The 22,161-nt window shown below is 57.8% G+C and carries 23 protein-coding genes; 9 read left to right on the plus strand and 14 right to left on the minus strand.

From position 1 onward, the window contains the following. Nucleotides 1-40 precede the first annotated feature (40 nt). Nucleotides 41-835, plus strand: coding sequence for a Stf0 family sulfotransferase (locus ABJZ52_RS16955; RefSeq protein WP_348185858.1), 795 nt, complete (start codon nucleotides 41-43; stop codon nucleotides 833-835). Between the two features lie 6 nt (nucleotides 836-841). On the opposite strand, the gene ABJZ52_RS16960 is transcribed toward ABJZ52_RS16955, so the two are convergent. Then, on the minus strand, nucleotides 842-1,546 hold the full coding sequence (locus ABJZ52_RS16960; protein WP_348185860.1) for a glycosyltransferase: 705 nt from the start codon (nucleotides 1,544-1,546) through the stop codon (nucleotides 842-844). Between the two features lie 113 nt (nucleotides 1,547-1,659). Here ABJZ52_RS16960 and ABJZ52_RS16965 point away from each other — a divergent pair, with 113 nt between their 5' ends. Continuing rightward, nucleotides 1,660-2,808: a PA0069 family radical SAM protein gene (locus ABJZ52_RS16965; protein WP_348185863.1), complete on the plus strand. Its 1,149-nt coding sequence runs from the start codon at nucleotides 1,660-1,662 to the stop codon at nucleotides 2,806-2,808. A 45-nt stretch (nucleotides 2,809-2,853) separates the two neighbouring features. Next, on the plus strand, nucleotides 2,854-3,516 hold the full coding sequence (locus tag ABJZ52_RS16970) for a ribonuclease HII (RefSeq protein ID WP_348185865.1): 663 nt from the start codon (nucleotides 2,854-2,856) through the stop codon (nucleotides 3,514-3,516). Between the two features lie 82 nt (nucleotides 3,517-3,598). Here ABJZ52_RS16970 and ABJZ52_RS16975 read toward each other — a convergent pair whose 3' ends face one another. The 8 genes from ABJZ52_RS16975 to ABJZ52_RS17010 form a co-directional block, all read right to left on the minus strand. Next, on the minus strand, nucleotides 3,599-4,078 hold the full coding sequence (locus ABJZ52_RS16975; protein WP_348185867.1) for an ATP F0F1 synthase subunit B: 480 nt from the start codon (nucleotides 4,076-4,078) through the stop codon (nucleotides 3,599-3,601). 10 nt (nucleotides 4,079-4,088) lie between these two features. After that, entirely contained in the window at nucleotides 4,089-4,649 is a 561-nt protein-coding gene (locus ABJZ52_RS16980) for a F0F1 ATP synthase subunit B (RefSeq protein WP_192110420.1), read from the minus strand. A gap of 97 nt (nucleotides 4,650-4,746) precedes the next feature. Beyond that, nucleotides 4,747-4,971, minus strand: a complete 225-nt coding sequence (locus ABJZ52_RS16985) for a F0F1 ATP synthase subunit C (RefSeq protein WP_153770903.1) — start codon at nucleotides 4,969-4,971, stop codon at nucleotides 4,747-4,749. Between the two features lie 79 nt (nucleotides 4,972-5,050). Further along, entirely contained in the window at nucleotides 5,051-5,800 is a 750-nt protein-coding gene (locus ABJZ52_RS16990) for a F0F1 ATP synthase subunit A (protein ID WP_348185870.1), read from the minus strand. 59 nt (nucleotides 5,801-5,859) lie between these two features. Beyond that, the gene (locus tag ABJZ52_RS16995; protein ID WP_348185872.1) at nucleotides 5,860-6,246 is read right to left on the minus strand and encodes an AtpZ/AtpI family protein; all 387 of its coding nucleotides are present in this window, start codon (nucleotides 6,244-6,246) and stop codon (nucleotides 5,860-5,862) included. Between the two features lie 208 nt (nucleotides 6,247-6,454). Further along, nucleotides 6,455-9,913, minus strand: a complete 3,459-nt coding sequence (locus ABJZ52_RS17000; RefSeq protein ID WP_348185874.1) for an AAA family ATPase — start codon at nucleotides 9,911-9,913, stop codon at nucleotides 6,455-6,457. 102 nt (nucleotides 9,914-10,015) lie between these two features. After that, nucleotides 10,016-10,678 (minus strand): thioredoxin domain-containing protein, encoded by a 663-nt coding sequence (locus ABJZ52_RS17005; protein ID WP_348208025.1) that lies wholly within the window; start codon nucleotides 10,676-10,678, stop codon nucleotides 10,016-10,018. A 175-nt stretch (nucleotides 10,679-10,853) separates the two neighbouring features. Further along, on the minus strand, nucleotides 10,854-11,360 hold the full coding sequence (locus tag ABJZ52_RS17010) for a DciA family protein (RefSeq protein ID WP_348185879.1): 507 nt from the start codon (nucleotides 11,358-11,360) through the stop codon (nucleotides 10,854-10,856). A gap of 195 nt (nucleotides 11,361-11,555) precedes the next feature. Here ABJZ52_RS17010 and mutY point away from each other — a divergent pair, with 195 nt between their 5' ends. Then, on the plus strand, nucleotides 11,556-12,626 hold the full coding sequence (gene mutY, locus ABJZ52_RS17015) for an A/G-specific adenine glycosylase (protein WP_348185882.1): 1,071 nt from the start codon (nucleotides 11,556-11,558) through the stop codon (nucleotides 12,624-12,626). Between the two features lie 203 nt (nucleotides 12,627-12,829). Then, nucleotides 12,830-13,315: a bacterioferritin gene (gene bfr / locus ABJZ52_RS17020; protein WP_348185884.1), complete on the plus strand. Its 486-nt coding sequence runs from the start codon at nucleotides 12,830-12,832 to the stop codon at nucleotides 13,313-13,315. 214 nt (nucleotides 13,316-13,529) lie between these two features. Here the strand turns inward: bfr and ABJZ52_RS17025 are convergent, their stop codons facing one another. Then, nucleotides 13,530-14,417: a LysR substrate-binding domain-containing protein gene (locus ABJZ52_RS17025; protein ID WP_348185887.1), complete on the minus strand. Its 888-nt coding sequence runs from the start codon at nucleotides 14,415-14,417 to the stop codon at nucleotides 13,530-13,532. 133 nt (nucleotides 14,418-14,550) lie between these two features. On the opposite strand from ABJZ52_RS17025, the gene ABJZ52_RS17030 reads away from it, so the two are divergent. Further along, nucleotides 14,551-15,543, plus strand: coding sequence for a phytanoyl-CoA dioxygenase family protein (locus tag ABJZ52_RS17030; protein ID WP_348185889.1), 993 nt, complete (start codon nucleotides 14,551-14,553; stop codon nucleotides 15,541-15,543). A 25-nt stretch (nucleotides 15,544-15,568) separates the two neighbouring features. On the opposite strand, the gene ABJZ52_RS17035 is transcribed toward ABJZ52_RS17030, so the two are convergent. Further along, complete coding sequence (locus ABJZ52_RS17035) at nucleotides 15,569-17,035, minus strand: AMP nucleosidase (RefSeq protein WP_348186210.1); 1,467 nt, start codon at nucleotides 17,033-17,035, stop codon at nucleotides 15,569-15,571. Between the two features lie 548 nt (nucleotides 17,036-17,583). Between ABJZ52_RS17035 and ABJZ52_RS17040 the strand changes: the two genes are divergently transcribed. Continuing rightward, nucleotides 17,584-18,723: a site-specific DNA-methyltransferase gene (locus ABJZ52_RS17040; RefSeq protein ID WP_348185892.1), complete on the plus strand. Its 1,140-nt coding sequence runs from the start codon at nucleotides 17,584-17,586 to the stop codon at nucleotides 18,721-18,723. A gap of 108 nt (nucleotides 18,724-18,831) precedes the next feature. On the opposite strand, the gene ABJZ52_RS17045 is transcribed toward ABJZ52_RS17040, so the two are convergent. Continuing rightward, complete coding sequence (locus ABJZ52_RS17045) at nucleotides 18,832-19,317, minus strand: hypothetical protein (protein ID WP_348185894.1); 486 nt, start codon at nucleotides 19,315-19,317, stop codon at nucleotides 18,832-18,834. Between the two features lie 264 nt (nucleotides 19,318-19,581). On the opposite strand from ABJZ52_RS17045, the gene ABJZ52_RS17050 reads away from it, so the two are divergent. After that, nucleotides 19,582-19,986 (plus strand): VOC family protein, encoded by a 405-nt coding sequence (locus tag ABJZ52_RS17050; RefSeq protein WP_348185896.1) that lies wholly within the window; start codon nucleotides 19,582-19,584, stop codon nucleotides 19,984-19,986. 21 nt (nucleotides 19,987-20,007) lie between these two features. On the opposite strand, the gene ABJZ52_RS17055 is transcribed toward ABJZ52_RS17050, so the two are convergent. Together ABJZ52_RS17055 and ABJZ52_RS17060 are read right to left on the minus strand one after the other, a co-directional pair. After that, the gene (locus ABJZ52_RS17055; protein ID WP_348185898.1) at nucleotides 20,008-20,607 is read right to left on the minus strand and encodes a short chain dehydrogenase; all 600 of its coding nucleotides are present in this window, start codon (nucleotides 20,605-20,607) and stop codon (nucleotides 20,008-20,010) included. Next, the gene (locus tag ABJZ52_RS17060) at nucleotides 20,604-21,008 is read right to left on the minus strand and encodes a MerR family transcriptional regulator (protein ID WP_348185901.1); all 405 of its coding nucleotides are present in this window, start codon (nucleotides 21,006-21,008) and stop codon (nucleotides 20,604-20,606) included. Before ABJZ52_RS17060 ends, ABJZ52_RS17055 begins: the two co-directional genes overlap by 4 nt. Nucleotides 21,009-21,170: 162 nt before the next feature. Between ABJZ52_RS17060 and ABJZ52_RS17065 the strand changes: the two genes are divergently transcribed. Further along, a complete protein-coding gene (locus ABJZ52_RS17065; protein WP_348185903.1) occupies nucleotides 21,171-22,064 on the plus strand; it encodes a hypothetical protein in 894 nt (297 codons plus the stop codon). Nucleotides 22,065-22,161 lie beyond the last annotated feature (97 nt).

Here is a 22,161-nt window from a genome sequence, read left to right on the forward strand (position 1 = left end):
TTGCCGAAACATCTTGTAGATAGGTCACGAACGTTCTGTGATGCGCTTTCAGTTGGACGCCATGCCCGCCTATGATGCCTATGATGCCTATGATGCCTATGTAATCTGCACCTCTCCGCGCAGCGGCAGCACACTCTTGTGCAAGCTGCTGTCGGCCACCGGGGTCGCCGGCCGTCCAGGCTCTCATTTCCACGAACCCTCGCTCGTGGCCTGGCTTGAGTATTATGGTCTTGAGCCTTGTGCTGGCGAATTAGATAGTCTCAAGGCTGTGTTTGACGCGGCGCGGGAAAAAGGCAGGGGCGGGACTGACCTCTTCGGCCTGAGACTGCAGCGGCACAGTTTCGACTTCTTTCAGCAAAAACTGGCACTCCTCCATCCGGAAGAGCAAACTGACCGCGCGCGCATGGAAGCAGCCTTCGGACGGGTGCTGTTCCTCCATCTGACACGGGCAGAAAAGCTCGAGCAGGCGATTTCATTCGTGAAGGCACAGCAGACCGGCCTTTGGCACAAGGCGCCGGATGGGCGGGAGCTGGAGCGTCTCAGCGCCCCGCGAGAGCCGGTCTACGACGGACCGGCAATCAAGGCGGAGCTCGACCTTTTTGAGGCCTTCGAACGCACCTGGATCGAGTGGTTCGCCGTCCAGGGCATCAACCCGCTCACGATCACCTATGACGCGCTGTCAGAAGACCCGCAGCATATTCTTGCAGAAGTCCTGACAAATCTGGGGCTTGATGGTGATCTTGCAAAGGATGTCGAACTGCCCGTTGCCAAGCTTGCCGATGCGACCAACCAGGACTGGGCAGAGCGGTTCCGTCAGGACTATGCAGCCAGTTGAAGCGCTTCAACCGTGAAGCTTGAGCAGTGCCTTGGGTGGCAGGCGAAGAGTGTTGACACAGAAGCGCGCTACAGACTTCCGGAAGCCGGAAATCAGGCCGTCAGACTGACCCCGCTCGGACCCGCGTCCCGAACACACCGCGCCGGAGCGCAGGAACACAAGACGCCGGCCGCCAATGCGTTTGACCAGGTCCAGATCTTCCATCTCGCGCAGAGGCCGATAACCGCCGAGGCTCTGGTAAAAGCGCCTCGAAATCAGCAAGCCCTGACTGCCATCCGGCATGCCCAGGAACCTGGAGCGGACAACCGCCATGAATTCAGACACGCGCGCGCCCATGCCGAAGGCCTCGAACCGCAGTTTGAAGGCAGCGGCTGTCTTGTCAGCGCTGCCAGCCCGCTCAGCGCGCTCAATGAAGTTCTGTACTTCGTGATGCCAGCTGGCTTCAAGGACCGTGTCGGCGGGAAGAAAAAGCAGCCATTCTCCGCGCCGTGAGGCCTGGGCTCCGGCCGCCAATCGCTCGCTGCGTGGTCCCTTGACCTCGCACCAATCGCAGCCGGCGGCATCTGCAACGCGTTCGGTGCTGTCCGAAGATCCGCCATCAACGACGATCACTTCTCGCACAACACCCTCGGCGGCCGCAGAAACGAGCGCCGCGAGGCAGTGAGCCAAATCTGCTTCAGAATTCAAGGTCGGTACAATCACACTGATCATGGCCTTTCTTTTACCGCCTTTTTTTTGCCATGGCGAGGCAAACGGCTTGTTTCGCCTGTTGTTTCGATTAATGTTCCTATTATGTTCTCATTTCTGATGATCGGATTCGCACCATGCCCATGACTGCCGCAAAGGAAGGTTCGGCTCAAGCGCCAGCCTCTGCCCAGGCGGCGGACGGTGTTTTACAACCCATCGGCATTTCTGACGAGCGCCGGCGGGGTCGCGGCGCCGGGTTGAATATGGCCGGGCGGTTTGAAGCGCGGGCCACGGAAATCGTGGATGATGGCTGGGACAGCCATGAGGACCTGCCTCCTTTCAAGACCACCGTTCAGGAAGAAAAAGCACGCACCATCATCACCCGGAATGCTTCACCGGACACCTCCTTCGACCGGTCCATCAATCCCTATCGTGGTTGCGAACACGGCTGCACCTACTGCTTCGCGCGGCCCAGTCACGCCTTCATGGGCCTTTCGCCCGGGCTCGACTTTGAAGCTCGCCTGTTTGCCAAACCGAATGCGGCCGAACTGCTCGAGCGGGAACTCTCCGCGCCTGGCTATGTTCCCAAGCCGATAGCCATCGGCACCAATACTGATGCCTATCAGCCGGCTGAACGCAGTTACAACCTGATGCGCGAGATACTGGACGTGCTAGACCGCTATCATCATCCAGTGGCCATTGTGACCAAATCGGCGCTGGTGGAACGGGATATCGATATTCTGGCACGTATGGCCGAGCGCAATCTCTGCAAGGTCGCCCTGTCAATCACGACGCTCGACAAGAAACTTTGCCGGTCCATGGAACCCCGCGCCTCGGCCCCGCATAAACGTTTGCATGCGCTCAAGTCGCTCAGCGATGCAGGCGTGCCGACATCCGTCATGGTAGCGCCGGTCATTCCGGCGCTGACAGACAGCGAGATCGAAGCCATTCTGGAGGCCTCCGCCGAGCATGGCGCGACCGAAGCCGGGTTCGTGCTTCTGCGCCTGCCGCGCGAGGTTTCCGAACTCTTCCGTGACTGGCTGTTGCGCGAACGGCCCGGTCAGTATCAGCATGTGATGAGCCTGATCCGCTCCATGCGTGGTGGCAAGGACTATGATGCCAACTGGGGAGAGCGCATGCGTGGCAAGGGCCCGTATGCCGACCAGATCGCAAAACGCTTTCAGCTGGCGGCCAAGCGCCTCGGTCTGAACACACGCCGGCGCAAGCTCAACACAGAACTCTTCGTGTCGCCGCAAAAAGGTGGGGTACAGCTGGACCTGTTTTAAGGAGCAACACTTGCCGCAAGAAACGCTCGGCGGCACACTTGGGCGATGAGCAAGCGCCCTACCCCTTCCCTCTTCGATCTTCCCTTTCCCGACGCACCGGACGCCCGGGTGGAGCGGCGCCATGCCGCCTCGTTTGACGGGCGCCTGGCTGGCGTTGACGAGGCAGGCCGCGGGCCCTGGGCCGGGCCGGTGGTAACGGCGGCCGTTATCCTGGACTACGACAATCTGCCCGAAGGCCTCAACGACTCCAAGAAACTGACCGAGACCAGGCGCGAAGCGCTCTTCGACCAGATCATGTCATCGGCCCATGTGGGTATTTCCAGCGCCAGCGCTGCGACCATTGATGAAAAGAACATTCGGGCGGCCACCCTTGGTGCCATGGTGCAAGCCGTAGATGCACTGACACTGCCGCCCAAGATGGTTCTGGTCGACGGGCGCGACGTACCGCCGGGCCTCACGCAAGATGGGCAAAGCCTGATCAAGGGCGACGGGCGCTGCCTGTGCATTGCTGCCGCCTCGATTGTGGCGAAGGTACTGCGTGATCGAATGATGGTGCGGGCCGACGCTCATCACCCTGGATATGGATTCGCCGTTCACAAAGGCTACGGCGTGCCGAAGCACAGCGAAGCGCTCACAAGGCTTGGCCCCTGCCCGCTGCACCGCAGGTCCTTCAAACCTGTACGATTGGCGTCAGACCAGGCGCCCTAAAAGCTCCCTGGCCCAAAAACAAAAAAGCGGCCCGGGGGCCGCTTCTCGTTCAAACTGATCTTTGGCCAGATCTTTGGTCAGATCAGTTCAGCTTTTCTTTCACCTGAGCAATGCTCTTGGACAGGATGTCATCAGCCACCTTGTCCTTGACCTTGGCGGACAGGATCTGTTCGGCCGCAGCAACCGCGATGTCCGCAGCACGTGCGCGAACTTCTGCAATCGCCTGAGTTTCGGCCTGAGCGATCTTGTCTTCCGCAGCCTTGGAGCGGCGGGCGATCATCTCTTCCAGAGCGTTGTTGGTTTCAACGGTCAGACGTTCAGCTTCAGAGTTTGCTTCGGCGATGATCGCTTCTGCTTCACCTTCGGCTTCATGACGCTTGCGCTGATAGTCCGACAAAAGAGCCTGGGCTTCTTCGCGGAGCTTCCGCGCTTCGTCCAGTTCCTTGCGGATGTCATCTGCACGGTTGTCCAGCGCACCGCTGATCTTGCCCGGGACCTTGACCCAGAACATGGCAGCGAGAAAGAGGACGAGACCGACAAAGGCCCAAAATGTTGCGTCCATTGTCGTCTCCTCAGTTCATCGCCGACTTGAGCGCCTTGGTCAGATCGGTCTTTGTCGGAGCCTTGCCCATCAGCACTTCAACGAGCGCTGTGGTGGTTTCTCCGGCAATGTCGCCAATCTGTGACAGGGCCTCGGTCTTGATACCGGCAATGTGGGTTTCTGCTGCAGCGAGCTTTTCGGCAAGCTCGGTTTCAGCCTTTTCCCGGCGCGCTTCGTTCTCGGCCTTCAGCTTGGCACGCGTGTCATGGGCGATGCCATGAGCCTTGTTGCGCGCTTCGGCAAGGGCCTGTTCGTAAGCGGCGATGGCAGCGTCGGTTTCCTGCTTGAGGCGATTGGCCTCGGCAAGGTCACCAGCGATGCGATCCTTACGATCTTCGAGAATGCCAGCAATCCGCGGCACGGCCACGTTCTTCATGATCCAGTAGAACAGGCCGAAGGTGATGGCCAGCCAAAGGATTTGCGAAGCGAAGGTCGAGCTGTCGAACGGCGGGAAACCCGCACCATGTTCACCCGGCGGCACTTCGATCACTTCGTGCGTGCCTTCGGTAGTCGAATGGGTTTGGCTTGCCATTTCCTGTCTCCAAATCCCGATTAGGCGGCGCAGTTACCTTGAAGGTTTGGGCGCCGCCACCGGAGTCGCGTCAGTTTCGCTAGGGACTAGCGAGTTCTTACGCGAAAAGGAGAAGAAGGGCGATCAGCAGGGAGAAGATGCCCAGAGCTTCGGTAACGGCGAAGCCGAAAACCAGGCGACCGAACTGGCCGTCCGCTGCTGTTGGGTTGCGCAGTGCGCCAGCCAGGTAGCTGCCGAAGATGTTGCCGAGTGCGATAGCTGCACCGCCCATGCCGAGGCATGCGATACCGGCGCCGATGTACTTTGCTGCTTCTGCTTCCATGACACGTGCTCCTAGATTGTGTTTTTGCAGATTGTCTCACCAGGCGGTGCCGGTTCGGCACCGCATGAGTTTGAAACGCTTAGTGTGACGGGTGAATTGCGTCGTTCAGATACATGCAGGTCAGGACTGTGAAGACGTAGGCCTGCAGGAAGGCGACGAGGAATTCCAGCGCTGTAAGCGCAACCGTCATTCCGAGCGGAAGAATTGCACCGAAGATGCCGACAGCGCCCATTGCGCTCAGGCTTACGATAAAGCCTGCGAACACCTTCAAGGTGATGTGACCGGCAAGCATGTTCGCGAACAGACGAACAGAAAGGCTAACCGGACGGGAAAGAAAGGAAATCACTTCGATCGGTGCCACAATCGGGATCAGTGCGCCAGGAACACCGGCGGGCACGAAGAGACCCAGGAACTTCATGCCATGACGCATGAAGCCGTAGATTGTTACCGTCAGGATCACCAGCATCGACAGCGCGAAGGTGACGATGATGTGGCTGGTGACAGTGAAGAAGTAGGGGAACATGCCGAACAGGTTTGCCACCAGGACAAACATGAAGAGCGAGAACACCATTGGAAAGAAGCGCATGCCTTCGGTTCCGGCGGAGCTTCGCAGCATGCCTGCCACAAACTCATACGCCATTTCCGAAATGGACTGCATGCGGGTCGGGACCAAACCACGACCGCTGGTCGAGAAGATCAGAAACGCAGACGCCGCTGCCACGGTCGCAACCATGAACAGCGAAGAATTGGTGAAAGAGAAATCCATACCCCCGACTTCAATCGGGAAAAGTTTCTGGATCTTGAACTGATGGATCGGATCGTTCGCCACCGGTCAGCCTTCTTCGCTCGTTCATTTCAAGGCGCGCCAATCACGGCGCGGACACATATTTAATTGGAACTGTCTTCGGACTCATCGGAGCCAAGCTTGTTCTCTGCTTCAGCGACATAACCCGCCGACCTAAGAACATTCAAGACCCCAGCCCCAAAGCCCAGCAACAAAAAGACGATCAGGCCAAATGGCGTCGTCCCCAGCCACTGATCCAGAACCCAGCCAATCCCGCCACCAACCAAAATGCCCGCAATGAATTCCGAAGAAAGTTTCATTGCCTGGCCATAGCCGGAGGTGCTGCCTTTTGACCTGGCCTCGGAAGCCCGTTCGGCTTCCTGCCTGTCGTCCAGCATCCGGTTCAACCGGTCCCGTCGCTCTGACAGTTCAGCTTCCGTAAGATCGCCCTTCGGTCCTGATTTCGGTTCGTCGTCTGCAGAGCCGCTCATGTGTTCCCCGCTGCAACATTCCGCTCAGATCCGGCAGTTATTCAACCCCCGTAAGCCGCGCGCACCATAGTCGGCACCCTCTGCCCTGTCAAGAACCACCATATGAAGCATAAGCTTCTGTTTTAAATAGAAAATTTCGCACACAGAGCAACAGTGCCAGACCTAAGTCGAATGGATCTGCACGCATTGCAACAAGGATTTGGCGTTCCTAACCGGCCTCGCGGAATCGCTCCGCAGTTTCCAGATCGACCGAGACCAACTGCGAGACTCCGCGCTCAGCCATTGTAACCCCGAACAAGCGATTCATCCGGGCCATGGTGATGGGATTATGGGTGATCACCACAAACCGGGTTTCCGTGCGCCGCGCCATTTCCTCAAGCAGATCGCAATAACGCTCGACATTTGCGTCGTCGAGCGGCGCATCCACCTCATCGAGAACGCAGATTGGCGCCGGATTCGTCAGGAAAACGGCAAAGATCAGAGCCATGGCCGTCAATGCCTGCTCACCGCCGGACAAGAGCGTCATGGTCTGGGGCTTTTTGCCAGGTGGGCGGGCGATGATTTCGAGGCCCGCGTCCAGTGGATCATCGGAATCGACCAATTGCAGCTCGGCCGTCCCACCACCGAACAAATGCGTGAACAACCGCTGGAAGTGATCATTGACGACTTCAAAGGAGGCCAGCAAACGTTCCCGGGCTTCCTTGTTCAGGTTGGAAATGCCGGTCCGTAGGCGCCGAATCGCTTCGATCAGGTCATCTCGTTCGCTGGTCAGTGTTGTCTTCTGCTCGTCGATCTCGCGAAGCTCTTCCTCGGCTCTGAGATTTACGCCTCCAAGACGCTCACGTTCAGCCTTTAATCGCTCCAGCTTTCGTTCGATCGCTTCGGGGTCCGGGAGTGGCGCGCCTTCCTTCAGCCCCGCTATCTCCGGCAGGGCCGACACCGGAACCTCGAGATCCTCATCAATCCGGGCCTCGATGGAGGTCTTGCGCTGGCGCGCCGCTTCAAGGCGCTCTTCCGCGCGGATCTTTTCTTCGCGCGCACCTGCCAAACCTTCCATCGCCGCGCGAGCGGCATGGTCGACCTCCGCCAGGTCCAACTCGGCTCGCTGCAGATCATCGTCTTTCTGCTTTTTGGCCTCTTCCGCCTTGGCAATCTCGCTGAAAAGGCTCCGGCGCTTCAGTTCAATCTCCTCGGGTGCCTCAATCAGCTCCGAGCGCTCATCTTCCGCCTCCTGCTTGCGCCCTTGAAGCACGGCGATCTGCTGGGAGGCATTGGCGGCACGGGCTTTCCAGCTGTCGTACTCGCGCGCAATGGATTCCAGCCGCCTGTCTCGCATCTGCTGTTCGCGGGAAATGCCTTCCGAAACGGCCCGTGCCTCGGCGAGTGCTGCACGCGCGCCTGCGACATCAGCCTGAAGACGTGCGATCTCATCTCGAAAACCGGCCACCTCTGGTGCGCCGGCGAGTTCTTCTTCGGCCTCTGCCAGTGTTTCACGCGCTTCAGCGGCCTCTTCACCGAGCCGTTCCGAACGCTCTTCAGCTGCAGCCTTTTTGCTAGAAAGCTGTGAATAGGCGCGCTCGGCAATAACCAACGCCTCGCGTGCAGCCGTCAGGTCTTGTTGGAGCCCCCGTGTCCGCCCCTTGGCAGCCTGTTCGTTTTCAGCAGCCTGCCGCACGTTGCCTGACGCTCGTTCCAACGCGCCACGGCTGTCCTCCACAACGACACGGGCCGCATCGATTTTGTCGGACAACTCTGCCAAGCGGTTTTTCTGGGCAAGACGCTGTGCTGCTGGAGTTGGCGCCTCGGCGCTGACCACAAAGCCATCCCAACGCCACAGGTCTCCATCCTTTGACACCAGTCGCTGACCGGGCTTCAAGAGTTTTTGCAGACGCGGGCCATCTGGTGCCTCGACGAGCCCGATATGCGCCAGACGGCGCGACAATTGAGGCGGTGCATCCACATGCCCGGCAAGCGGCTTAGCGCCTTCCGGAAGAGCTGGATCGAAAGACGCGTCGGGAGTTTCGCCCCAGCGCACGGGTGCTGCAGCATCGAGCGGGGCGTCGAGATCCTCACCAAGCGCGGCTCCCAGTGCGGTTTCAAACCCCGGCGCCACAGTCAATTTGTCGACGGCAGGCTGCCATTCACCGCCAAGAGAGACGTTAAGGACCTTTTCGAGGGTCTTTGCTTCTGTCTCCAATGCTGAAAGTGCCTTTTCGGCGTCGTTGACCGGACCGCGCGCCGCCTGCTCCAGTTCACGGGTCTCTCGTGTTTGCGTTTCAGCAATCTCGACAGCTGTTTCCGCCTCCAGAAGCAACTCTTCGGCAAGCTCCACAGCTGCTTGTCGCTCGGCCATGCCATCGTGTGCTGCCATCTCTTCGCTCAAGGCGTCGAGTACATTGCGCGCTTCCAGCGCCTGCGCGGCGAGGCGCTCCGAACGCTGACGCGCATCAACGACCTGGCGCTCAAGTCGCCCGCGCTCAGCCAACTCGCGCGCCTGAGCTGCCGTCACATCGCTCAGGCGGCTTTCGTGGCCCGCAAGCATTTCGCCGACCTCGGCCACTTTTTCACGAGCAAGCTCTGCCCGTTCCTGCACGGTTTCATTTTCTTCAACCAGTTCCGCACGCTCTTCAGCGAGACGCTCCAGAACTTCGTCGTTTTCCGAAACCAGCAACTGCTCCCGGGTGACGTCTTCGCCCAGCTGAACCAAGCGCCGTTCGAGATCCTGAAGACGCTCCTTGATCCGGCGTTCTTCGGAATCCAACTCGTTCCGCGCGATCACCAGACGCTGCAATACCGCTCCGGCGGATGCTGCCGCATCTCTCAATTCCGGTAGCTTGTGGGAGGCAATTGCCTGTATCCGGGCGCTTTCGGCCTGCAGACCAGCGGCTTCGGCGACCTTCTGCTGGGCGGCATTGAAATGCGTTTCAGCCTCCGACAAGGCCGTTCCTGCATCCTTCCAGCGCAAATACAGTATAGAGGCCTCAGCTGCACGGATCTCGGATGAGAGATTGCGATACCGCGACGCCTGGCGGGACTGGCGACGCAGGCTATCGAGCTGGCCATCGATCTGCACCAGCACATCTTCAAGACGTTCAAGGTTCTGCTCCGCGGCCCGAAGCCTGATCTCCGCTTCCTTGCGCCTGCTGTGAAGGCCGGAAATCCCGGCAGCTTCTTCCAGGATCTGACGGCGGGACGTCGGTTTCGCGGAAATCAGTTCGCCGATCTGGCCCTGCCGCACCATGGCTGGCGACCGGGCGCCGGTGGAGGCATCTGCGAACAGAAGCTGCACATCGCGTGCGCGCACATCACGAGAATTGATCTTGTAGTTGGAGCCGGATTCGCGCTCGATCCTCCTACTGACTTCCAGCATGTCGGCAGAATTGAACGCCGAGGGCGCCGTGCGATCCTGATTGTCGAGAAAAAGCGTAACTTCCGCCGTATTGCGCGCAGGCCTGTTCAGCGATCCCGAGAAGATGACGTCGTCCATACCGGACGCGCGCATATTCTTGTAGGAGTTTTCGCCCATGACCCAGCGAAGGGCCTCGACCAGATTGGACTTGCCGCAGCCGTTCGGCCCGACCACACCGGTCAGGCCCTTGCCGATGACAAACTCCATCGGCTCGACAAAGGACTTGAAGCCCACAACGCGTAGTTTGGAAAACTTCATCGGCGCACCTGAAAGCTTGAGGTGTGCGCCGATGTGTCTGTCGTTCGATTAGAGGGGCCTGACTTAAACGCAGCCAGCTGCCTCCCGCCTGCTACAGGAAGATCAAAGTTCGTTCTCGATGATCTCTGAAATCTGCTCAACCGACAGGGCTCCGGAGTGCTTTTCTCCATTCACAAAGAATGTCGGGGTCGAGTTGACGCCAAACTCGTTGGAGCCGCGATCCCGTACAGCATTCACTGCGTCAAGCAAGCCCTGGTTTGTCAAGGACTCCTCGAAGGACTCCTGTGTAAATCCGATCTGCTTGGAGAAATTCAGCAGGGAATTGTACGGATTGTCCGTAAACGCCCAGGAACGCTGCTCTTCGAACATGATGTCGATGATCTCGAAATACTTCTCTGGCGGAGCGCTGCGCGCGAGCATGAAGGCAGCTGCGGCAACCGCATCAAGCGGGAATTCACGGAAGATGAAACGGACCTTGCCCGTGTCGATGTATTCTGCTTTCAGCGCCGGATAGGTCTTCTCGTGGAAGTTTGCGCAATGACCACATGTCATGGATGAATATTCAACGATCGTGACCGGCGCGTCTTCGGCGCCGAGGATCTTGTCGCCAAGAGGACCCGGCTTCAGCAATTCGTCCAGATCGACGCTCTGGGCAAAGGCGGCGCCCGACATGGAGGTCAGCGCAGTAGCAAGCGCAAGACCGGATCCGGTCTGAAGGAAATTTCTACGGGAAATAGTCACGAGCGATGTCCTGTCCAGCGTCATTAATTCGGGGCTCCGCTTTCGCGGCATCCCTGCCTACAGCAGTGATGTGCATATTCAGCCCACTCGCGTCAACACAACAGAGCAAATATGGCCGTAGTTGGAATGCGATGTAACAGCCCGATCACGAGGAGGTTATCGTCAGCGAGGTTGAAGGATGGGAAGCTCCGAGAGATCCTCAGACCTGTTCGTCTCCAGAGCGCGCAATGACCTGCGCGCCCAGCTTCTTGAGTGCTTCGCGAAGACGATCGTTGGCGACGGTCTCCAGCTGGCTTTCAAGGCGCGCTTCCTCTTCACCCGTCAGGCTGCGCAGCGCACGAGGCTGAGGCTTGCGGCGGACTTCGACCGGTTTTTGAGTGATCTTTATGCGGCCAATAGCGGCCCAACCGTAGAAGGTGTTGATGCGCTCGATCAGCTGCCTCGTCTCATGCGACAACATCAAGGCAGTTGCACCATCAGTGTGGACCACAAGCGTCGCTGGATCGGCTGTCATTTCGCCATCTTCGCCCGTTCGCCGCGGCCAGATGATACGGTCGGGCTGCACCCTTTCACCGTAACGTTCGCCGACAATGTCGGGCCAGGCTGCCAGGATGTCGACGGACGCAAATCCGCGCTTGCGGCAGGCAGGCGTCATGGCCTTGCCGACAAGATCGGCCAGTGGTTTGGCCCCCTGTCTTGCTCGCATCGCTGAAATGACGCTACTCCTTACTCGCCTCGAGCCGAGTCATGGTTCTTCACTGATACACCATCGATCTAATTTGCGTCAGAATAAAGACTAGCGCTTCTCACCCCCCACAAACTCACAGTCTTATCCCTTCCTTTTCCCCAGGCTTCCAAGTTTACGACTTGCAATACCACTGCCGCGCGACACATTCGGACCATGAATTCTTTATCGACTCCCGACGCATTGCTTGATTGGTACGATCGCCATGCCCGCACCCTGCCATGGAGAACCTCTCCAGAAGACCGCCGGCTTGGGGTCGTGCCTGATCCCTACAGCGTCTGGCTATCAGAGGTCATGCTTCAGCAAACAACCGTCGCGGCAGTCAAGGACTACTACGTCAAGTTCCTCGCGCTCTGGCCACGGGTCGAGGATCTGGCCGCGGCGGACACTGAAGATGTGATGAAGGCCTGGGCCGGTCTTGGCTATTATTCGCGGGCGAGAAACCTGAAAAAATGTGCAGAACAGGTCGCCTTCGAGCTTGGCGGGCGGTTTCCTGACGCGGAAGACGGCCTGCGGTCTCTCCCCGGTATCGGCCCCTACACGGCTGCGGCAATCTCCGCTATCGCCTTCAACCGTCATGCGGCGGTCGTGGATGGCAACGTCGAACGTGTGCTGTCGCGGCTCTACGGGATCACGACACCGCTGCCAGATGCCAAGCCAGCCATACGCGAAGCCATGGACGCACTGACGCCTCACGACCGGCCGGGAGATTTCGCCCAGGCCGTGATGGACCTTGGCGCTACCATCTGCACGCCCAAACGGCCTGCCTGCGCGCTTTGCCCCTGGTTGACGGAGTGCAAGTCGCAAAGCTCTGGCCTGGCGGAAACCTTACCAAGAAAAGCACCCAAAAAGGCCAAACCCACCAGAAAGGGCGCAGCCTTTGTCGCAATTCGAGACCATGACAATGCAGTTTTACTGGGTCGGCGGCCTCCGAAAGGACTGCTCGGCGGCATGACCGAAGTTCCCGGGACGCTTTGGGCGGATGACTTCGACCTGTCGGCGGCAATCTCCCATGCCCCGGTCCAGGGAAATTGGCGCAAGCGAAGCGGCATCGTCAAACACACTTTCACGCATTTCCATCTGGAACTTGATATCTACGTCTGCCGTCTGGCGCCTGAAAGCCCTGCCCCTGAAGCGCTTTGGTGGTCCGAGAAGGAGCAACAGTCGGATGAGGCCTTGCCGACTGTGATGCGCAAGGTTCTGGAAGCGGGCTTGAGCGGCACCTGACCGCCTCAAGCATCCCACCAGGCGAACGTATGCGGTGACCGGATCAACCATTCGAGCCCTACAACCGCTAATGGTTTGCAAGAGCATTTTTTCCGGCCAAAACGTCAGGTTTTTTTCATATTATCGCGCTTCCGGCACTAGACCTAAAACTAGAATAATTCTAATGTAAGTCATCCAGTGACCGAAACACAAAGGTAATGGCCATGAAGGGCAATCCGAAAGTTATCGAGCGACTCAATGAAGCCCTGTTCCTTGAACTGGGAGCAATCAACCAGTACTGGCTTCATTACCGCCTGCTGGCCGACTGGGGTTTTGCCCGTCTGGCCAAGAAGGAGCGCGAAGAATCCATCGAGGAGATGCAGCACGCGGACAAGATCACCGACCGCATCATCTTCCTCGAAGGTCATCCGAACATGCAGAAGCTCGCTCCTCTGCGCATCGGCCAGGACATCAAGGAAGTGCTTGAGTGCGACCTTGCCGGCGAATACGACGCCCGCACCTCCTATGCAAAGTCGCGCGACATCTGCCTTGAGGAAGGCGACTACGTCTCGATGAAACTGTTTGAAGAGCTGCTGAAAGACGAGGAAGGCCACATCGACTTCCTGGAAACCCAGCTTGAGCTTCTGGAGAAGATTGGTGTCGAACGCTATGGCCTGCTGAATGCGGCTCCGGCGGACGAGGCCGAATAAGACCACGCAAAGTGGCCCCATCACACTGAAATGCGGCTCTTCACGGGGCCGCGTTTTTCTTGTCCGGCCCGTCGTTTGTTGCAAGTCGGCGAACATCCCGGCTAGGTAGTCGCCAACACGATGATCGAGTAATGTGTCTGGCGGCAGCAATTGTCTTTACGCCCGCCACTCTTTGGGCGCGGGCCGATGCGCCGCGTTGCCCCCGATCCGAGCCTTAACGATCGAGGCCAGTCACCCAGTCTATGAAGTGTTTCGTCGATTGCTTGTTCATGCTTCGGTGGGAACAGGTCACAAAATAGGACGTTCCAAAATCATGTGTGCCGGAGGGTAGTTCCACCAGTGAACCATCGCCGACCAGCTTGTGTGTGATTGACCGCCACCCCAGCATGATACCCCGACCATCCAGCGCAGCTTGAACAGCTTGCACATAATTGTCGAATACATGACTTGGTCGACGTGAACGCTTGATACCGCGCTGCTCGAAATAGTCGGCCCAGGTGTCCCAAAGATGGGGAGACCCGAGACGAACCTCAATCAGGGGCACCTCCTCCAGACCACCTGCTTCAGCCACCTGCCCAATCATCTGAGGCGTTCCGACGGGGCAAGCGCGTTCGTCGAACAGTTTCCAGGTTTCGCCATCGGTCCAGCCACCCCGCCCATATCGCAAGGCGATATCCAGACCGGGAGAGAGAACCGGCTGGTCGGAAGGCGGTGCCTGCACGTTCACGGTGATATCCGGGAAACGGCCATAAAAGCCGGAAAGCTTGGGCATCAGCCAATAGGTCGCCATGCCAAGAGTGCAACACAGGCTGAGCTGCTGCTCGGACAGACCCGCCAGATGGCGAATGTCCACGATGGTGTCCTCGATCAGCGCAAAGCTGTGCCGAATGGCGCTCGACAGTCGCTCGCCAGCCTCGGTTGGCAAGGCGGGCTTGGTGCTGCGATTAAGCAGAGGCACACCAATTTCCAGTTCTAGCGCGCGGATCGCCTGGGTAACAGCAGGTGGCGTTACATTCAGTTCCTGAGCAGCCCTCTGCATGGAGCCCAGCTGGCAAACGGTATCGAATGTCGCGAGAAGGCGGAGGTGTGGGATGCCTGACATAAGTTAATCCTGGACTTAATTTATCAGCGCCATTTACCGCCTTTTTGAATAGCCTTTCTACGAGCATATTTAATTTGAAAGAGAAAGCAAAGCCACACGCCGCCGCCGCGCGCGCCATTTGAGGAACTGCGCAATGACCTTCCAGACCTTGTCAGACGCTCAACTTGAATCCTTCGACGAAAACGGCTTCCTCGCGATAGATCGCCTCGTTCCCGAGGAAGATCTTGTCGAGATCGAGCAGGAGTATGCGCAACTTCTGGACGACACTGCCGCGCATCTTTATGCAGCGGGCAAGATATCCGATCTTCACAAAAATCTGGACTTTGGCGACCGGTACTCTGCGATCATTGCCGAATGTTCTGATCTGCACCGGCACTTCAATGTCTCACTGCCGCTGGTGAATGAAGTGCTTGAGCCGAAGAACTTCCACATGCACACGGGCCCGGCGGTCTTCAACCTCATGCGGCACCCGGCAATCCTGAACCTGGTTGAAACGATCATCGGTCCGGAGATTTCCTCCAGTCCCGTGCAGCAAATGCGGATGAAGCCTCCCCAACGCAGGCTCAGCGCTGATGTTGCGGGCCACTCAAATGTAGGTGCTACAACCTGGCATCAGGACATCGTCGCCCTGCTCCCTGAAGCTGATGAGACAAACCAGGTAACGGTCTGGCTGGCGATAACCGAAGCAACCCTTGAAAATGGTTGCCTGACCTCAGTTGCCGGTTCACACCGCGAAGGCCCCAAGGTGCACTGTTCCAATCTCGCGTTGGCATCAGAGCCCCAGGTACCTGAAAAAGTGATGCAAGAGAGAGTCGGTACGCCATTGCCCGTCAAAAAGGGTGGCGCCGTACTGTTTCACAAGATGAATGTGCACCGCGCACTGCCGAACGTTTCGGATCATCTGCGCTGGAGCGTCGATCTGCGCTATCTGCCAACGGGCCAGGCAACAGGCCGCCCAGCTTTCCCGGAATTCGTCGCCCGCAGCAGGCAGAATCCGGCAAGCGAACTCCGGGACCCTAGAGCCTGGGCTGAATCCTGGGACAACGCGCGCGATGCCATTCTGTCCGGCGCCTACAAGGGCCGCATCTTTGAAGACAAGAGATGGGACGACGCGGCGGTCTGCTGACCGCCGCGATAATCCGTCCAGACGTCTACTGGAAAGCTGTTTCGGCGAAGCTTCTTAGCTTTCTGGAATGCAGGCTTTCGCTCGGCATTGCCCTCAGCTTTTCCAGAGCGCGAATTCCAATTTCCAGATGCTGAGCGACCTGACGCTTGTAGAAGTCAGTCGCCATACCCGGAAGCTTCAGCTCGCCATGGAGCGGCTTGTCGGAGACACATAGCAACGTCCCATAAGGCACACGGAAGCGAAAGCCGTTGGCCGCAATTGTCGCCGATTCCATGTCGAGTGCGATCGCGCGGGACTGCGAGAACCGCTGCACAAGACCGCGCTGGTCCCAGAGTTCCCAGTTGCGGTTGTCGATAGACGCCACCGTTCCGGTTCGCATGACCCGTTTCAGCTCATAACCGTCATAGCCCGTAATCTCTGTAACGGCGTCTTCGAGCGCGACTTGCACCTCTGCCAGCGGTGGGATCGGTACCCAGGTCGGAAGATCCTGGTTGAGCACATTGTCCTCCCGCACATAACCATGGGCCAGCACGTAGTCGCCAAGGGTCTGACTGTTGCGCAGGCCGGCACAGTGGCCAAGCATGAGCCAGGCGTGGGGACGCAGGACCGCGACATGATCTGTAATGGTCTTGGCGTTGGACGGGCCGACGCCGATGTTGACCATCGTGATACCGCCCTGCCCTTTCCGCTTGAGGTGATAGGCCGGCATCTGCGGCAACCGGGCCGGCGCGGTACCACTGCTGGGCTCCAGATCACCGGCCAGAGTGACCAGGTTTCCAGGTTCGATGAATGCTTCATAGCCGCTCTCGGGATCGGCCAGGAGATCATGCGCCATCCGGCAGAATTCATCGATGTAGAACTGGTAGTTGGTGAAGAGCACATAGTTCTGGAAATGCTCCGCAGCGGTCGCGGTGTAATGCTGCAAGCGGTGAATGGAGTAATCCACACGCGGGGCAGTGAAGGACGACAGAGGCATGACGCCGTCGACCGGCTCATAGGTGCCATTGGCGATGGCATCATCCATCACCGATAGGTCGGGAAGATCAAAGACGTCGGCCAAAGGCAGATCGAGCTGCGCGGCAGCCGCACCGCCTTCAACATGGGTGCCGTCATAAAATGCAAAGTGAAGCGGGATCGGCATTTCCGAAGCGCCAATCATCACCGGCACATCATGATTGCGCATCAGCAATGAAATTTGCGACTTCAAATAGTCACGAAAAAGATCAGGGCGCGTGATCGTTGTTGCGTGATCGCCGGGGCCCGAAACGAAGCCATAAGCAAGACGACTGTCGAGGCGGCCATGGCTTTCTGTGACGAGACGAACCTCTGGATAAAACGCCCGAACGCGGCCTTCGCGAGGCTTACCGGCGATCAGCTCCTGAAAAGCGTCGCGCAGAAACGCGGTGTTTCGCTCAAAAATCTCGACCAGACGATCTACAGCCTTGTCCGCATCTGTGAATGCCTCAAAGGGGCACTCTGGGGAATATTCGATTGGCCGGGTGGACGAGCCGTTCAGAAAGTAAGTGGTGACGGACAATGGTTTCTCCTTATTGTTATATTTAACCGAAGAATTTCGGCCTTTCGCCCTCCTTCGTCAATCAGCATACGCTCGTTATGTGAAATTTTTTTCATCGCTCGATTATTTTTTCGAACCATCATCGGCGGCACGAAGGTCGCTTTGGTGGTCCCCCAGGCCTTGGGCCCAGCGCGTCTCGAATAGAGAGAATGACCAGCTCCTGGACGTCACGGTTAAAATATGACGTAGCGGCAATGCGCTCAACAGCGACCGCGTCTCGAAAAAATTTCGACAGCCAGTCCTGCGGTATTTAACCAATACAAAATGCAATTCAGACGGATGCCAGATGAAATCAGCAGAAATCTGTCGTTTTGAGGCGGGACACTCGGTTAATCTCTTGTAAAGCTTTTACTAATGTAAACAAACTATTGATTCATCGAGAATTTTAAGTTTCAGCGCTTAACACCTGATTTACCAAACCCGGTAACCATGGCACTCGAAATTGCGTGAGGTATTGCGTCGCAATGAGAGTTCTGCGTACCGGGGTGTCCACCGTGGCACCCCACCACTCTTCCGAGCCAGCCGGTGATCCTGCATGGCTCAACACAATCATGAAGGGCGACTGTGTAGCCGCCCTCAACAAATTGCCGTCGAAATCTGTCGACCTGGTGTTTGCCGATCCGCCCTACAATCTTCAGCTGGGCGGCGACCTGCACAGGCCGGACGACTCGAAGGTTGATGCCTGTGATGATCACTGGGATCAGTTCGAGAGCTTCGAGGCTTATGATGCCTTTACCCGCGCCTGGCTTCTGGCCACACGGCGAGTGATGAAGGATGACGCCTCGATCTATGTCATCGGCTCCTATCACAACATCTTCCGCGTTGGCGCGCTCCTTCAGGATCTCGGCTTCTGGATCATGAACGACATCGTTTGGCTGAAGTCCAATCCGATGCCGAACTTCCGGGGCAAGCGCTTCACCAATGCGCATGAGACAATGATCTGGGCAACAAAGTCGAAGACGGCCAAGCCGACTTTCAACTATGATGCCTTGAAGACCTTCAATGACGATCTCCAGATGCGGTCGGACTGGCACCTGCCACTCTGTACAGGCGGCGAACGGCTGAAGGACGACGACGGTCAGAAGGTGCATCCGACACAGAAACCTGAAAGCTTGCTCTACAGGGTGCTGACAGCGTCTTCCAACCCAGGCGATGTGGTTCTGGATCCCTTCTTTGGAACAGGTACCACCGGCGCTGTCTCCAAGAAACTCGGGCGCAACTTCGTCGGGGTTGAGCGTGAGCAGTCCTATATCGATGCGGCAACCGCTCGGATCGATGCCATCGAAATGGGATCAGGCGCGTCGCTCGACATGCAAAAGGGAAAGCGCGCTGAAAAGCGCATTCCTTTCGGCAACCTTCTCGAGGCTGGCCTTCTGGAACCCGGCGCGGAACTGACCTGTTCCAAAGGACGTCATCTCGCGGTCGTTCGTGCAGACGGCTCCCTCAAGTGCGGTGAGCACACGGGATCGATCCACAAGGTAGGCGCGTTGGTTCAGGGCGCGGCATCCTGCAACGGCTGGACGTTCTGGCACATCAAGAGCGGCCGCAAGCGATCGCCGATCGATGACCTTCGTGAAGAGATCAGATCCCGCCTGCGCACATAAGCAGGACACACAAGAGAGAATGGCCTCGTATCCCCGCGGCCCCTATTGGCCCCTGCCTCAGCAATGAAGCAGGGGTTTTTCTTTAAGTCCCTTCAGAGGTGCTCAAAATCACGCAGCTGCGGCTGCCTGCTCGGCTCCGCCTGATGCCTGACGTTTTGTCAGGACCTGGAAGACAAGCCCGATGATGAGCATCATGCCCACATGGCCGACGAAGGAAGATTGGGTGTAGGCGCCAAAACCCATCATGAAGCTGCGGCCGACCAGCTGCGCCAGAAATCCTTGCGCGACAAACCAAAGAAGAAGTCCGACAAGTGCACCGGAAACTGCAAAACTGAGCCTGCTGACGCGCTGCATCAGCAGCACAAGCGAAGAAAACACCACAGCACCGATCAGAAAATGCACCGCGAAGGCTACGGCATAAGAAAGGGGCAGGCCGAGAAACTTTCCAGCGAGGCCCGCCACAAGATTGGCGGGTTCAAGCCTGACACCAAAGATACCCGGAGAAGCCAGCCAGCCGTAGAGTTCAAAAGCAAGCTCACCGACGAGCCCCGCCAGGATAATATTCTTCAGATCGCCGCGAGCGAGTAGGTTCATGAAGTTCGCCTTTCAGGATTGGAAAGATGTCCTGCCACCGAGCAGGAAGACCGAGCACGGCCATCGCACCTTGACTGAAGCCAACTAGGGGACGAGGCTTCCCGGTTTCAAGTTCAAGCCCGCGTGACTGACACCGTTGTTACCGCTCCGTCATGATTGGTGAACTCTGAGAACATCGCCCGTGGCGACACCTTTGACCCCGATTTCGCTGGAGCCAGAACGACCCGCCCCCTAAGATTGCCACCCAATTTCCGGAGATCTTTCATGACCCAAAGCCTTGCTCACGTCGCTCTTGTGGTCCGTGACTACGACGAAGCCCTGGCGTTTTATGTCGGCCTGCTGGGCTTTGAGTTGGTTGAAGACACCTATCAGCCCGAACAGGACAAAAGATGGGTCGTGGTGAAACCGAAGGGCGAAGGGACCGCTTCGATTTTGCTCGCCCGTGCGTCCAATGATCATCAGGCAGACTATATTGGCGATCAGGCTGGCGGCCGTGTGTTTTTGTTTCTAAGAACCGATGATTTCTGGCGGGACTATGAAGACTACCGCGCCAAGGGCATCGAGTTCATCCGAGAACCGAATGAAGCTCCCTATGGCATCGTGTCTGTCTTCAAGGATATCTACGGCAATCTGTGGGATTTGATCCAGTTCACAGACGGCCGCGAGTGAGCCCCCCCCCGCGGGGCCCTGTCAGTCCACGACAATGACCTGTCCCGTGGCTGCGCCCTCGACACTCTTGGCATAAGCGAGACCGACGCGGCGGGATGAAACAGGGTCGTGACCTGGAAACCAACTGCCATATTTGGGTGCGGACACGTCCAGAAGTCCGGGACTCACTACATTAATCCTGATCCCCCTCGGCATCTCGATGGCAGCGGCTTTAACGAAACCGCCCAGCGCTCCGTTCGCCGTTGCAGCTGAGGCACCCGTTCGGATCGGCTCACGATCAAGAATTCCGCTGGTCAAGGTGAAGGAACCACCGTCCGGAAGCCTTTCCAATCCCGCGAGCACCAGGTTGACCTGCCCCATGACCTTTTCGCGTAGCGTCGACATGAAGCTCTCGCTGGTAAAGTCTGTCAGGGGACTGAAATGTACATCCCCGGCAGTGCAGACCACAGAATCAACCGCTCCAACCTTTGCATACATGTCGTCCACGGAAGACCGGTCGGCGATGTCCACGCGCAGGTCGCCGCTCGACCTACCCGCCAGAACAAGCTCATGGCGAGCGCCCAGCTCTGCACAGACGGCCTGGCCAATATCACCTTTGGCTCCAATGATGATAATTCTCATGCTGGGACCTCTTCGATTTCTGCATAGAGACTGAGTTTGCGCTCAAGCAGACTGGCGCAATGATCAAGAGCGGCCCGTTTGGTTTCCAGGTGCTCGGCGTGATCCAGCAGAACCTGCTTTCGTTCTGAAATGGTGCGATTCCCCAAGCGATAAAGCTCTGCGAAGTGGCGCATCTTTCCGAGCGACATTCCGGTTTCCCGCAGAGAGGACATGAGAACAAGCCAATCGATATTTTCGGCCGAGAATTGGCGATTTCCATCCAACCCACGCCCGATTGGCGGCAACAGGCCCGACTTTTCGTAGAACCGGATGGTGTCAACGCTCAGCCCGCTCAAAGAGGCTGCTTCTGAAATTCGCATCGTCTTCGCCTTTCCAGTTTTCACCTTCGATGAAAACTTCATTCTCGCTCCTGACACAGCAAGCCTACTCGCCTGGAGTGGCTCCAGATCAAGCGAAATCGTCAGCGAAGAAAGCAATCAAACGCATCGCCCGCTTTCCTTTCACATGCGCGCTTCCCAACCGTCCTCTTGAAAGAACGCTCGCCTCACGGACCGGAGGATCTGATGACGCTTTCACTTACGGAGGTGATCCTGGCGGCGCGGTTTCTTTCGTCTCACGCGCGCCAAAAGCCAGCGCGTCGAAGGCTCGACGAGAGACAGCAAGCGGAACAACATGAGGATCTGAACATGCCGACCCCGACCCCAATCGCCCTGATCAAACCGGCCAACCGGTTGTTTGCGACAATCGACATCGACACTCACACCAATCAGTTCAACGCAGGTCAGTTGCCAAGCACCTATTACATGACCGGAGCAGGCCCGTTCCTCCGGCTCCGGCCTTTGCACAGATCCGGTTTTGGCATGTTTGAGAAGGCAACGCGCGTGGTGGGGATCTACACCGGCGATTGGCATTCTGCGGAAACCTTTCAGGAAAACAGGGATGCCAATGACGATATCCTGTTTTCCTATCTCGGCGACAATGTCACGGACATCACTGCGTCAATCGTTGCATTGAAGGGAACCACGAAAACGACCCAAGAGATCATCGACCAAAATGCCGCGGTTCACAGGCCAAACCTCGACAATTCCATTGTCTATGTGGGCAGCGGCACGCTGGAGGGCAGTGTCTTTGGCGGCGATCAGGTCAAGACCAACAATTACTACCGGCCAATGAAGGTGGTGGACGCCACAGCTGCAGATCGCAATGCCCACACCGGCCATGCCTTCGCCACCTCGGAGGCCGCAGAGACCTTCTATGGAGCTCACTACCCCGCCCTGTTGGATCAGCTCATGCAACTCGGCCAGTCCGCCCAGGTGATCAAGACAGACATGAGCCCACGTGGTGTGACCGTTGAAACGCCGATCCAGACCGACCTGCAATATTACCCGGAAGCCATGTTCGAAAATCGTGCAGGTCAGCTCATTTTCCTCAAACGCCTCTATATGAGTTTCGTCTGATCCTCACCCTCTCCATCGTCATTCCGGGCAAGCGCAGCGGGACCTGGGATCGGAGAGCCGAGGGGGTATCTCTAGAACAGTGGCTCACCGTCCCCGG

It is taken from the genome of Roseibium sp., assembly GCF_039982295.1.
GTDB lineage: Bacteria > Pseudomonadota > Alphaproteobacteria > Rhizobiales > Stappiaceae > Roseibium.

Coding starts and splice junctions, on each gene's coding strand:
- ABJZ52_RS16955 (WP_348185858.1), top strand. CDS start 41: ATGCGCTTTCAGTTGGACGCCATGCCCGCCTATGATGCCTATGATGCC.
- ABJZ52_RS16960 (WP_348185860.1), bottom strand. CDS start 1,546: ATGATCAGTGTGATTGTACCGACCTTGAATTCTGAAGCAGATTTGGCT.
- ABJZ52_RS16965 (WP_348185863.1), top strand. CDS start 1,660: ATGCCCATGACTGCCGCAAAGGAAGGTTCGGCTCAAGCGCCAGCCTCT.
- ABJZ52_RS16970 (WP_348185865.1), top strand. CDS start 2,854: ATGAGCAAGCGCCCTACCCCTTCCCTCTTCGATCTTCCCTTTCCCGAC.
- ABJZ52_RS16975 (WP_348185867.1), bottom strand. CDS start 4,078: ATGGACGCAACATTTTGGGCCTTTGTCGGTCTCGTCCTCTTTCTCGCT.
- ABJZ52_RS16980 (WP_192110420.1), bottom strand. CDS start 4,649: ATGGCAAGCCAAACCCATTCGACTACCGAAGGCACGCACGAAGTGATC.
- ABJZ52_RS16985 (WP_153770903.1), bottom strand. CDS start 4,971: ATGGAAGCAGAAGCAGCAAAGTACATCGGCGCCGGTATCGCATGCCTC.
- ABJZ52_RS16995 (WP_348185872.1), bottom strand. CDS start 6,246: ATGAGCGGCTCTGCAGACGACGAACCGAAATCAGGACCGAAGGGCGAT.
- ABJZ52_RS17000 (WP_348185874.1), bottom strand. CDS start 9,913: ATGAAGTTTTCCAAACTACGCGTTGTGGGCTTCAAGTCCTTTGTCGAG.
- ABJZ52_RS17005 (WP_348208025.1), bottom strand. CDS start 10,678: ATGACGCTGGACAGGACATCGCTCGTGACTATTTCCCGTAGAAATTTC.
- ABJZ52_RS17010 (WP_348185879.1), bottom strand. CDS start 11,360: ATGCGAGCAAGACAGGGGGCCAAACCACTGGCCGATCTTGTCGGCAAG.
- mutY (WP_348185882.1), top strand. CDS start 11,556: ATGAATTCTTTATCGACTCCCGACGCATTGCTTGATTGGTACGATCGC.
- bfr (WP_348185884.1), top strand. CDS start 12,830: ATGAAGGGCAATCCGAAAGTTATCGAGCGACTCAATGAAGCCCTGTTC.
- ABJZ52_RS17025 (WP_348185887.1), bottom strand. CDS start 14,417: ATGTCAGGCATCCCACACCTCCGCCTTCTCGCGACATTCGATACCGTT.
- ABJZ52_RS17030 (WP_348185889.1), top strand. CDS start 14,551: ATGACCTTCCAGACCTTGTCAGACGCTCAACTTGAATCCTTCGACGAA.
- ABJZ52_RS17040 (WP_348185892.1), top strand. CDS start 17,584: ATGAGAGTTCTGCGTACCGGGGTGTCCACCGTGGCACCCCACCACTCT.
- ABJZ52_RS17045 (WP_348185894.1), bottom strand. CDS start 19,317: ATGAACCTACTCGCTCGCGGCGATCTGAAGAATATTATCCTGGCGGGG.
- ABJZ52_RS17050 (WP_348185896.1), top strand. CDS start 19,582: ATGACCCAAAGCCTTGCTCACGTCGCTCTTGTGGTCCGTGACTACGAC.
- ABJZ52_RS17055 (WP_348185898.1), bottom strand. CDS start 20,607: ATGAGAATTATCATCATTGGAGCCAAAGGTGATATTGGCCAGGCCGTC.
- ABJZ52_RS17060 (WP_348185901.1), bottom strand. CDS start 21,008: ATGAAGTTTTCATCGAAGGTGAAAACTGGAAAGGCGAAGACGATGCGA.
- ABJZ52_RS17065 (WP_348185903.1), top strand. CDS start 21,171: ATGACGCTTTCACTTACGGAGGTGATCCTGGCGGCGCGGTTTCTTTCG.